The sequence below is a fragment of the uncultured Proteiniphilum sp. genome (assembly GCF_937873925.1).
In the GTDB taxonomy this organism is placed as follows: Bacteria; Bacteroidota; Bacteroidia; order Bacteroidales; family Dysgonomonadaceae; genus Proteiniphilum.
On record NZ_CALNAT010000235.1, the window covers coordinates 11879 to 23916 of the forward strand.

Genomic DNA, 12038 nt, shown 5'->3' on the forward strand with positions numbered 1-12038 from the left:
CAATGTGAATAATGGAATAACTCCTTAATTGGCACATTGGCATATTAATGAATTAGCACATTATTCTTTCCTTTTCCGCCTCAAAATTAGTAAAAGTATGACAAATACCACAAGTACTACCGCGGCAACAAGGATCCCGTTGAGGGTATTCTTTTCACCGTTCTCAATTTCCCCTACCTGCTCTTTTTTGAGAACTGTGCCTGCCGGGGTTACGCGTGCATCGGCTCCCGCAGTTTTCATTGCACTGAGTTGCCTGTTGTAAACCTGGGCATCGGAAGGAGCTATATTCTGGGCAATGTAATCCTGCAGTTTGACATTCCCTCCGGCAAAACCCGAACCTGTCGAACCAAACTCTTTTACCAGATCGGTATGCAGTTTCGCGATATCGGCGAGCTGTTCGGGGGTGGCTTTCCACATGCCTTTCCGTGCGGTTTCCATCATAATGGCGGTCACTTCCTGCAGCACTGCCGGGCTTTTTTCCCTGAAAAACGCTTCCGTACCCAGATCGAACTTATCTTTTACATACACATTGTAGAGTTCGTCCCATAGCTCATTATCGATGACATTGGGCTTGGTAACGTTCCACCCGAACGTATTGGTTACTACCTCCGTTATCTGCGCGGCGCTCGACGCCCCGCCCTTCATTACTTCTTTGATATATTCGGGATTGAGCACGGTGGCACGCGATTCAACGCCGATAGCCTCTTTCAGATCCTGCATTTTGGCGTTATTGCGGTTGCGGTAATCGGCAAAATAGGCGTCGGGGTCTTTACCGGTTACGTTACGGATGGCAAGATTCATCCCGCCCATAAATTCGTATACGTGGTCAAGGCTCAATGCACCCCATGTATTATTCTGGCGCGGCTGAACGATCACGTCAGTATTACTGAGTACGGTACGGAGAAGTCCGGCCTGAAATTCACCCCAATTCTTATCGCTTCCATAGTCTGCCCCCATGTTGTTGATATAGGCGTCGGCGATTTCTTTTTCCGACTCCCATTTATCGCTGCTGGTGATCATTTCCTGAATACCTGTACCGTACATACCGTTGATTCCCCCGAATATGCGGCGGGTGGACATGGCACGGGCATCTTTGGGCGATATACCTTGTTCCACTAACTGGCGTTCTATCTCAACGGTACTTTTTGACACGAGGTTCTCATATTTTTCGTCTTTTGCCGCCGCAGCCATTTCCACGGCTCTCGAGATAAGCATCAGACGCGATGCGGCCAGGTCACGGAATTGCCCGGATGTCTGCACCACCACATCGATACGCGGACGCCCCAACTCCTCGGCAGGGATAAGCCGAAGTTCGGAAACACGCCCATAGGTGTCACGCACCGGCTCAATTCCCAGCATGTACAGCACCTGGGCAATGGTGGTGCCTTCACTTTCGATAAACTCGCTGCTCCAGAAGGTATAACTCACTTTACGCGGATACTCGCCATGCTCCTTGTGATATTGTCCGAGTGTGGCATTTACCAGCGATACGCCTCTGTCCCAGGCCACTTCCGAGGGAGTAGCCTCTGCATTTACCGAGTAAAGATTCCTGCCGGTAGGAACAGCATTGGGGTTCGCCACGGCATCGCCACCCGAAGACGGCTCTACATATCCTCCGGACAGCGCATTGAGCATAGCTGCGAACTCCAGTTCGGGGCTGTTTTCCAACGCCGATTTGTAAAGGACGATGTTATAGATGGTACGCTCAATCTCAGCTATCATACGGGCTTTTTCCTTCTGTTCCTTAGTGTATTCGGGCATTTTGGGTTGTCCGGGTGTACCTGCCCCGGTCGGACGAGACTCGCTTTTTGTAGCCGATGAATCTTTATGTGTAGCTACCTCCGGACGTTTCGCCACACTATCTTTCGGCATACCTGTTTCGGGTTTTTTCGCACCGTCTTTCGGCGTATCGTTGCCTGTCGCCGCCATTGCTCCCATGCCTCTTCTGGGCGGATTTAAAATAGTTTTACTTTCGCTCAATTCGGCAGCCGTAATACCTGCCACCGCACATACAAATCCATCATCGACGGTTTTTCCTGCCAATATCTGATTGACCAGATTTTTTGCCGGGTCAAGATAATGCTGTGTGAAAAACGCTTTGCTGTTCAATTGTTTTTCGGATACTTTCCCTCTCTGTTTATCCAAAGCGGACAGGCTGTAAGCAATCGGATCGGCGCTCATAGCCAACACGGTAGACTTTATTTTCTCCGGCGTATAAGGTTCGCCCGAAATGTAGAGTTGCCCGTTTATCTTTTCATTCGCAATTTCTTCCGCATAATTCTCTATGCGTTCTATCTCTTCGGTGGTATAGGGCTGGGAAAGGACACTGTCCAAACGCAAATCGCGGTGGACACCCATAGCAACGGCGATCTTCTTCACCTCTAACGATGCTTTCGGCTGCTCCGCTTCACCGGTCCTATAGTATTCCCGTATTTTATCCTGCAATGTTTTGAATTGCGAACGGGTATTGCTCTCCGTGAAAGCAGGGGTAAGGTAAGAAACGGTAGTAGCATACGAACGGCGTTTCGCCATCATGCTTTCGCCGATATTACCGATGGTGTAGTAGTAAAAATGGGGAATAGTTCCGACCAGACGGTCTCCCCAGTCATTACTACTTAAAGCGACCTGCTTTTGGGGTGTAAACTCAAGGCTGCCGTGCGTCCCGAAATGGAGCAACGCATCGGCCTTAAACCCGAACTGCATCCATAAATAGGAGCCAATATAGGTATGCGGCGGCGGCATTTTCGCTCCGTGAACAATGGCAAAATCATCATCGCCCAACGCAGCCATGGGCTGAGGCAGCAAGACGACATTTCCCAATTGTATGCGGGCTACGGCAAGGTATTCTTCGCCGTTTACTTCTTTATATAATTCTTCGGATAAGGTTTGATTCACCCACGCTTCATAATCCTGTTTTTTTATCAGTTGCGGATGGCCATTTTTCAAAAAATCATCGAACGCGCCTTCGGCATACGTGCTCAAAACCGACCCTTGCGTCATCAACAGATTCTCGAACTCTTTTTCGGTTGCCGGAAGGTTATTCACTTTGTACCCTTCGGCCTTTAATCGCTTCAACAGGTTATAGAGGGCAGGCACGGTTTCCAGACCTTGTGCAGCCAATGTTTCCTGTCCTGCTCCCTTAAAATAATAGATAGCGACTTTCTTTTCCGCGTTCTTCTTATGTTTAAGGGCGATCATATTATTGACGATCGCCGTAAAACTTTTAAGCCTGTCGGGAATTGTTCTGAACACATACAAATCCTCGTTGTTTTTTTCCTGGGCTACCAATGAATAGGGATAAATGGCGCCGTCGAGTTCCGGCATGACAATCGTCTGCCCCATAAATCCGCCGAACATCCCCATCGGGTCTTTCATCCAGTCTTCCTTCAGTTGCAGAATGGTAATCGGCGCAAAAACAGGAATATTCTGCCTCTTCAGCCATTCCACGGCAGCATCCGGCTGTCCCATCAAAAGGCGTCCGTGCGGGAAATAAACTACCGCGACGGGGTTTACCTGTTCCAGGAACTCAATACGTTTTGTCATTGAAGAGATAGGATAGACGTTCAATCCCGAATTTTGCAGGGCTACGATCAGGCTGTCCAAATGCTCTTTATTGCCGCTGAACGGATCGTGTATACCGGCAACAATCGCTACTTTATCGGCTCCTTCCTTGTAAAAGCCTTGCCTTTTGAGATAAGCCTCGTATTCATTCACATCCTCGAAAGATACATTCTCATCGAGATGAAAAATCGCATCGGACACACTTTCCACTACAGGCTGCGCCTCCGGGGCAAATAAGATCTTCTTATCGATATTCCGGCGTATATAACGCGCCATATTCTGGTAGTTGGCCTTATTGCCGCTCCCAAGGTATCTGGATATCTGTTCGAGGTCTGTACTGTCCAGATTGCAGATATTATTTTGCGGATTGGTAACGGCAAACATGTAAATCGGTGTTCCCTTATCTGCCGCCGACTGGATCTGCGCACGCTGTTCTTCCGACACTTTCAGCCCCATGCCGAAACCGAGCACAAAATCATAATTTTTCAGTTTACCGACCTCTTCCACAGGAACCTCTTCATATTTTATAAATTTATCGTTGTTCGACAGTGAAATATTCGATACCTGAAAAGGCTGAAAATTATACAGGGCGATTCTGGTAGGAGAAGCCATTTTCTGCCAGGTTATCCATCCTGCGGCGATAATGAGCAGGGCGGATAAAGCAATGAGTACATATTTCTTTTTCATACGATTAAAATTATTGACTTTCAAATGTATCATATGGAACTATTCCGCTAAGCTAAATGAGCAGAAGCCAAACTTGTTTGGATTATGCCATAGCGAGGAATAGTCTAAGTTTACTGAACTCGCAATAATCATGTTCTTAGGTGAGAACGGTTTTCATGCTCGTTTCATATAGATGATAAGTTATTTCCTGATTTTAAAGTCTTTCCTTACAGCCTCCATTTTAATCCGACATAATAAGTCCTTCCGGGCGATATGCTCGAATAGAAACTTGAAAATTTGGCCTTGTAATCGAACAGGTTATTCACCCCCGCATTCAACGTCAGGTTGAAAGGAAGCGCCTGCGCCAGTGACAGCCGGCAGATAGCATATCCGTCATAAGGTACCCTGTATTCTTCGGTAACTTCTTTTTCGATCCCCGATTCGTTATCCGTGTCCGTAATATCGCCGGTTCCGTAAATATTCATTCCACTGAAATATTTCCCGCTGAAACTGACAGTTGGATTATATTTCCCGAACAAAGGAATGATGTAGTCTATCCGGGCAGTGGCCGAATAGGGTCGTACCAGCGACCTTCTCCCGAGATTATTGTGCACATAAGAATAGCCTCCCTTCACGGACAGGTTGTTGGTTATCCGGCTGGTAACCGATAATTCCGTACTCAACACTTTGGCGTCGCCGATATTGGCGTACCTTACCGTATCGTCGTTGACCCATTGCGTGCTAACCATATCGTCGATAAGGGAATATTGCGCCATGGCTGTGACGACCGTTTTACCGAGGGAAATTTCCGTAGATAGATTGAGGTTATTGCTTTTTTCGGCTTTCATATCTTTGTTTCCAATGATCTGAAATCCTCCACCGTAAGGATGAAACCAGTCGGTATATAATTCCTTGAGGGTAGGCGAACGGAAACCACCCGAATATCCGCCCCGGAGCGTGATTTTCGGATTTAATTTATACATTACGGACAGGCGGGGCGTAAAGTAGTCTTTGAATTGCGAATGGTAATCGTAACGTAAACCGGTTACGAGGGTAAAGTTCTCCTCTATTATCCATTCCTGCTGGGTATAAACGGCATACGTCTGCGCATCGCGCTTTGCATTGCTGCCGTCGCTCTCAAACATGAATGTCATCAGGTTGTCCGAAAAATATTCGGCGCCGGCTACCAACGAATGCCCGGAGGGTAACGTTACGTTATAAAGCCCGCTGAACCGCTGTTGGGAATTCTCGTAATTTTTTTCTTTTTCGCTCAACAGTTTATAATATTCATACTTGTCGTACCGATCAAAGTTCCCCGAAAGCAATAGATGCCGGGTGTCCGATAGTTTGTAATCCGCTTTTAATCCGCCCGAATAATTGTAATAACGGTCGGTTACTTTTGTTCCGTCCAGGCCTCCGGGGTTTCTTTCCTTAAAATAATAACCTCCTCTTGCTTCTATGTGTAATTTTTCGGACAGGTCTATTCCCACCCGGGGATCAATGCTGTAATCTTTGTATCCGGCGATGTAGGTTTCACTTAAGGGAGATTCCACTTTTTCCCCGTTGGCAAACCATTGTGTCAGCGGTTCCCGGTCTTTTAACAGATACGGATCCATGGATTTGAACGATGCCGTCAGGTTTGCATATCCCCATTTCCTACGCGAGCCTATGGTATAGCGGTAGTTTTGTTCGTTATTGCTGCCGAATCTTACATTGGCGCCCGTTTCAAATGCTTTCCGGGGCTTCTGGGTAATAATATTGATCACTCCTCCGACAGCATTTGAGCCATAGAGGGAGGATGCCGCACCTTTAACGATCTCGATTTGCTGCACATTGTCCATATCCACACGGTTATAATCTATGTTGTCGAACGTTTCGCCGGCCATGCGCTCGCCATCCACCAGGAACAGCACATATTTACCTCCGAATCCGAGCATGTTGATATTGGCATAACCTCCATTGTTCGTAAACTCCACACCGGGCAACTCGTATTCCAGCAAATCCCTGAAAGTGGAGACCTGCATACGCTCAATGGCTTTGGCCGAGATCATCTGGGTCTGTATAGGAACATTTTTCAGCAACCGTTCGGTACGGGTAGCCGTCACCACCACCTGATCCAGGTCGATGGCTTTCTCGCACAGCGATATGGTTATTACGGGATTTTCGTTTCTGACGGGGATGGAAACCGATATACGTTTGTCTTCATAACCGATCGATGAAACGGCTAAGGTATAATCACCCTCAGGTATCTCTTCAATCACGAATTTCCCCGATTCGTCGGAAATGGCTCCTTTTGTTGTGCCCAATATCCCTACACTAACAAGATGAATCCCTTCCTGCGACCTACAATCCATAATCCGGCCTTCCATCCGCCGGAGTTGAGCGTTAAGTGTTACACCGGCAATAAGAAATATTGTCAATAGAATAATTCTCATACTTTTTATCCAAAAAACAAGATTGCCCGAACAGTGAAAACCATCAGACAATCTTGCCAATCTTTTCTTATTAAGCTCTTTTAAATGAACTTGGTGCTTCCGCTTGCATTATACTGATACCTGAAACTAACATAGCCCGCGGTATTCTTCTCGTCTTTGTTGTCATATATCCACAGTTTCACATAATTACCGTCCGCAGCTTTCAGCACATAAATCCAGTTATGCACGGTATATTTGGGAGGCGGATTGCTTGTATCTACCGTCAACCATGTTGTAAGTGTCTGGGAGAAAGGCTGATCTTCTTCCGTGATACCGTTTCCGATAAACGATGTTGTGATCTTGCCGATCTGGTCTTTCACGTAACCGCTGGAAGGCGCTTCCGTTACCGCATTCCAATCTGTCTTTTGGGTATTGACCGCTTCTCCTTTCCCTTTGCCGGAGGCTCCCCCATTGAGGCGGACATCGCCCCGGTGGAAAGCAATATCCCACGACAGGTCGTTCTGATAGTCAGTAACGGTAACAAACTCTCCTTTCGAGAAAGAGAAATATTTCCAATCGGTGTATGACCTCACGTCAATAAATTTCTGTTCTTTTACATCTCCCGGCAGAGCGGGTTCTTTATCATCCTTATCACAGGCTGTTATGAATAAAATGCTGAGCAGCATTAAAAAACCAATCTTCTTCATCTGTTTTTTTACACTCAAATTGTTACTAATAATAATAAAGTGCAAAGTTACCGGGAATCAACCCCTACTACAATACCTATAAATTATCATTTTTTCGGATTTATATCATAACATTAAGGTATTGTTATTTAAAATCGGTCATAGATAAATAGAATGAATATCCATTATTTACCTGATAGCCTGGAAGATTCTTTGGCGTACACCGATTGTCAATTCATAACCCCAGGTCGATTCTCTAAAAAAACTTATTGATGTCTACCGAGATTCCGGCGGAGAAGGTAGCACCTGTCGTATAAGGCGAATTACTGTAATAATAGGCGGGAACATAATTGAACAGGTTGTCGATCCCGACGATCAGGTTAATTCCCTGCCGAAAGGTTTGCATCAAACTGAGTTTCCAGATAGTATATCCGGGATAGGTAACTTCCTCCACTTCTTCGTAGGAAGTGAGGGACGTATATTCGTTGGCGGTGAGTTTCGAAAGAGCACGTCCGTTCAAGGCAATGTTAAAGCTGTAGTTTTTCCATGTTTTACCGTATTCGATGCGGGCTGTGGCTGCATGAGGGCGCGTTTGCGAAAGAGTGGGCTGCCCCATTTGTATGTTTTCGCGGGTGAAAGTGTAGGAAAGGCGGGCACCGATGCCACACGGAAACCGGGCGGAAGCATTCACATCTATACCCGTGATATTGATTTTATCGATATTGGTGTATTGCATCCCTTTCAGTTCCTGATTCCATACCGTTGTGATGCGGTTGTCCACCAGATTGTGGTACCCCGTCAGTAAAAAATTATAGTATTGTTTGGTATATTCGCCGGAAAGGGAAAAATTATGGCTCGATTCGGCTTTCAGGTCGCGATTTCCGTAAATCATGAAAACACTTGCCATGTCAAAGTTCATATACATTTCTTTGAGGGTAGGAGCGCGAAAACCGCCGGCATAAGAACCGCGAAAAGTAAAACGTCCCTGTTTGAGCATCAACCCGATTTTAGGCGAAACATGACTGATGCCTGCATCGGAGAAATAGTCATAACGCAAACCGCCTATTATGTTCAGCTTTTCGACGGGCGTCCAATCGTATTGGGCAAAAACGTCTGCCACGTATTGCAGGTAATTGCCATTGTCTTTGAACTGGTAACTCATCAGGTAATCGCGCAAATAGTCGCCACCTATCGTCAGTGTGTTGTTGGTGTCGAACGAATAGTTGTACAAGCCTTTCAGTCCATGTTGTACGTTACTGTAATTGCGTACATCGAGCCGGTCTTCAATCAGATAGCTGCTTTTATCATATTGGTCAAACGAATAGGCCAGTTCCAGATTGCTTTTTTCATGAAAGGCGTATTCTCCTTTTGCTCCTCCGCTGAAACTGCGATAACGGTCTTTGCTGCTGACTTGCGAATCGCGTTCCCGGAAGAAGTAACCGGCCCGCCCGGTAAGTTTGAAGTTGTCGCCCGGATTATATTGCAATCGTTCTTTGACGTTCAGCGTGCGGTTACCGTACACTTTGGAATAGACTCCTTCATTTTTCATTTTGAGTTCGCCGGCAGATGCATATTGGACATTGGTCGCACTACTCAGCCTCCCTGTATTAAAACTTATGCTGCCACCGTGCCGCTGTTCATTGCTGGAGGCAAACCGGCTATTGAAATTGACATGCAACGGGTCTACAGGAGTTTTAGTGATGATGTTCACCACGCCCCCCACGGCATTTGACCCGTAGAGCGATGAAGCCGCTCCTTTGATGATCTCGATGCGTTCCACATTATCAAGGTTGAGGCGGCTGTAATCTATGTTGTCTAATGTTTCACCCGCAATCCGCTCACCGTCGACAAGAAAAAGGACGGAATTTCCACCGAAACCCTGCATATTGAGCGAGACCTGCTGGTTCATGGAGTAGATAAATTCAATACCGGGAAGTTCCGACTGGAGTAACTCCCCGATATGCGTTACGTCCACTTTCCTTATCTCGTTCTCGGTAAACACTTTGGTGATGACCGGTGAATTTTTCAATATCTTGGGGCTGCGTGTGCCTGTAACCACTATCTCGTCGAGTAACGTGTCGTATGCAGCACTGTCTAAAACAGTTGCGCTGACGATAGGTTGTGCAGAAACAGGAGTCACAAGGAAGCAGCATCCTGCAAGAAAAAATGCTGCTACCAATATTTTTTGCATAATAATGTTTTGTTTATATTTTAAAAGGATAGATATAATCTATGGTCATGTACCCTTTTATGCCTGAGGTATCCATAAAGTTCCGGAGGCGAACGGCGGCAACGGTATTGTCTTTCAGCTTAATGACATAAACCTTATTCGACGGATTGTAAGCAGGCGGCATCGTGCTCGTATCTACAAACAGCCATTTGGAAAGTTCACGATTGTAGTACGACTCGGCGTATTTCAGTTTTCCATCCATCATCCCCGACATATCCACCACAATCTTGTTTGTTGTCCACTCATCGGAGATGTAATCGCCCTTCGGGATCTCTCCGGAGGTTTTGAGGGTCGAAAGGCCGGTAAATCCCGTTTCGAGTACGGAGGCCCCGTTTGTTTTGGCGTCGTAGCGGTGGACAGCGATATCCCAGTTTTCCGGCTCGCGCATATCTTCGGTAATTTTCAGTGAATCAACGATGAGCGCATGAAAATCTATGTACGTCCATCTGGTATAGCTTGTAGCGTCTATGTAAACAGTACCGGAATTATTTGCCTTGTCCGTTTCGATAAATCCGAATTCGTTCTTTTCTTCGGCGAACGGTTCATCGTAGATATTACCCAGAATACCGTTACATGCGGGGAATGACAGAAGGATCACTCCCAGCATGATGAGTTGGGTGAAAAGAGTAACCGGCTTCATCTTTCGTTATTCTCCGGTAAACACGGCAATGATATTCATCGGCATGGCGCCGGGTTTCAAGGTAAATGTGATGTTGGCATCACCTTCTTTCGCTATGGCTCCCTCCAACTTGCCGGTTACGTTTGTCGTGCCACTCATTGTGTCTATGTTCCCGGTTAAGGAATAACTGCCATCCGTTTTCGCCGTTACTTCCACATCCTCTATCACAATATCCTGGAATGCCATACCTCCTTCTCCAAACCCTTCTAGCGTAACCTCGGCTTTTCCGTTTTCCTGATGTTTGATGGTTACTTTGCTGTTTTCCACAGGGTCCATATTGGTGCTTCCAACCGACAGTTCCAATGTTCCATTATACACTCCGGCAACGACCATGCTGGCAGGAGCCTCACCCTGCGTAAAGGTTATTTTGAGTCCGCCCATAACTGCAGGCACCTCGAACAGTATTGATACCGTTTTTTTGTCTTTGCTGATGGTACCCGTGATCGTACAGTCATACTCTTTCTGCGATGCGGGATCCATTCCCATGACGGTTTTTCCGCTGCCCGCTATTTTGTATTCATTGCCGGTAAGGGTTACTTCGGCAGTCGGTATGGTGAATTTACCCCAAGTTACCGATTCAAACGAAAGGGTTCCCGTTCCGTTTTCGTTTGCGGTTATGGAAATGTTCTCGCTCGGCGTGGTTATCGGGATAGCGGTATACTGAAATTCAGATACGGAATAGCCTTCGTATTTCCCCGCAATATCCTGTGCATGATTGACATCAGGTTCGTCGTTCTTGTCGCACGATACCGTAAAAAGTACGGCAACCAACATAATCAATTGAGTTTTTAGTTTCATATTTTTTAAAATTTAACAGGTGAATTGAATCGTTTAGTCAAGGCTAATACAGTCTTGTTATTTCCGATTACAAAAGTAGGAAGTCAAAAAAGAGTGTACAATCCCTAAAAATTATGAAAAAAGTAACGTTTTATCCCTAATTATAGGTATATAAAATAAAAAATAGATTTTATCTATACTATCTGCCCGTGCCTTTTATTCGCTTAGTGAATTATTAATTCATCGGTAAATCTGCTAATCAAATATCCCCAATTTTTCACTTTTAGTTTTTAGTTTACATTGATTATTCTATCAAATCTTTGCCCTGTTACCATTTTTTGCTAACTTTGAGTCGATAAACTTCGAAACGTATGGGTACAATTGTAGCGCCGTCGCTGTTGGCGGCCAATTTTCTGAACCTTGAAAGAGACGTCGAAATGCTGAACCGCAGCGAGGCCGACTGGATTCATCTGGATATCATGGATGGTGTTTTCGTGCCCAACATCTCCTTCGGATTTCCGGTGATCGACCTACTGGGAAAAGTGACTCAAAAACCGCTGGATGTACACCTGATGATCGTACAACCTGAGAAGTTTATCAATGAAATAGCTGCTACAGGCGCCACCTACATGAATGTGCACTATGAGGCCTGTATACACCTGCACCGTGTAGTACAGGAGATAAGAAAAAAAGGGATGAAGCCGGCTGTCACACTGAATCCGCATACTCCCGTATCGATACTCGAAGATATTCTTCCCGACCTGGATATGGTACTTTTGATGTCGGTGAATCCTGGGTTTGGCGGGCAACAATTCATTGAGCATTCCATCAGGAAAACCGCTATGCTCAAAGAGATGATCCTACGACAGCAAACCTCTACCCTGATTGAGGTGGATGGCGGGGTAAACCTGGAAACAGGCAAAAGGTTGGTGGATGCAGGCGCCGATGTGCTGGTGGCCGGCAGTTTCGTATTCTCTTCGAAACATCCGGAAGAGACTATCCACCAGTTAAAAATGTTGTAAAAT

7 protein-coding genes are annotated in these 12038 nt (G+C 46.0%); 1 reads left to right on the plus strand and 6 read right to left on the minus strand.

Annotated features, from left to right (window positions below; all coding sequences use genetic code 11):
* Positions 1–60 precede the first annotated feature (60 nt).
* The 6 genes from Q0502_RS16270 to Q0502_RS16295 all read right to left on the minus strand — a co-directional run bounded on the left by Q0502_RS16270 (position 61) and on the right by Q0502_RS16295 (position 11034).
* Positions 61–4248, minus strand: a complete 4188-nt coding sequence (locus Q0502_RS16270) for a cobaltochelatase subunit CobN (RefSeq protein WP_298653048.1) — start codon at positions 4246–4248, stop codon at positions 61–63.
* A 206-nt stretch (positions 4249–4454) separates the two neighbouring features.
* Positions 4455–6662, minus strand: coding sequence for a TonB-dependent receptor (locus Q0502_RS16275; RefSeq protein ID WP_298653051.1), 2208 nt, complete (start codon positions 6660–6662; stop codon positions 4455–4457).
* 80 nt (positions 6663–6742) lie between these two features.
* A complete protein-coding gene (locus Q0502_RS16280; protein ID WP_298653053.1) occupies positions 6743–7348 on the minus strand; it encodes an HmuY family protein in 606 nt (201 codons plus the stop codon).
* 235 nt (positions 7349–7583) lie between these two features.
* Positions 7584–9518, minus strand: coding sequence for a TonB-dependent receptor (locus tag Q0502_RS16285; protein ID WP_298653055.1), 1935 nt, complete (start codon positions 9516–9518; stop codon positions 7584–7586).
* Positions 9519–9531: 13 nt separating this feature from the next.
* Positions 9532–10197, minus strand: coding sequence for an HmuY family protein (locus tag Q0502_RS16290; protein WP_298653058.1), 666 nt, complete (start codon positions 10195–10197; stop codon positions 9532–9534).
* A gap of 6 nt (positions 10198–10203) precedes the next feature.
* A complete protein-coding gene (locus Q0502_RS16295; protein WP_298653061.1) occupies positions 10204–11034 on the minus strand; it encodes a calycin-like domain-containing protein in 831 nt (276 codons plus the stop codon).
* Between the two features lie 350 nt (positions 11035–11384).
* On the opposite strand from Q0502_RS16295, the gene rpe reads away from it, so the two are divergent.
* Complete coding sequence (gene rpe, locus Q0502_RS16300) at positions 11385–12035, plus strand: ribulose-phosphate 3-epimerase (protein WP_298653064.1); 651 nt, start codon at positions 11385–11387, stop codon at positions 12033–12035.
* Positions 12036–12038: the final 3 nt, after the last annotated feature.

What these genes read in the sequence shown, in the direction of transcription:
- Q0502_RS16270 (WP_298653048.1), bottom strand. Translation starts at nt 4,248, where the DNA reads ATGAAAAAGAAATATGTACTCATTGCTTTATCCGCCCTGCTCATTATC.
- Q0502_RS16275 (WP_298653051.1), bottom strand. Translation starts at nt 6,662, where the DNA reads ATGAGAATTATTCTATTGACAATATTTCTTATTGCCGGTGTAACACTT.
- Q0502_RS16280 (WP_298653053.1), bottom strand. Translation starts at nt 7,348, where the DNA reads ATGAAGAAGATTGGTTTTTTAATGCTGCTCAGCATTTTATTCATAACA.
- Q0502_RS16285 (WP_298653055.1), bottom strand. Translation starts at nt 9,518, where the DNA reads ATGCAAAAAATATTGGTAGCAGCATTTTTTCTTGCAGGATGCTGCTTC.
- Q0502_RS16290 (WP_298653058.1), bottom strand. Translation starts at nt 10,197, where the DNA reads ATGAAGCCGGTTACTCTTTTCACCCAACTCATCATGCTGGGAGTGATC.
- Q0502_RS16295 (WP_298653061.1), bottom strand. Translation starts at nt 11,034, where the DNA reads ATGAAACTAAAAACTCAATTGATTATGTTGGTTGCCGTACTTTTTACG.
- rpe (WP_298653064.1), top strand. Translation starts at nt 11,385, where the DNA reads ATGGGTACAATTGTAGCGCCGTCGCTGTTGGCGGCCAATTTTCTGAAC.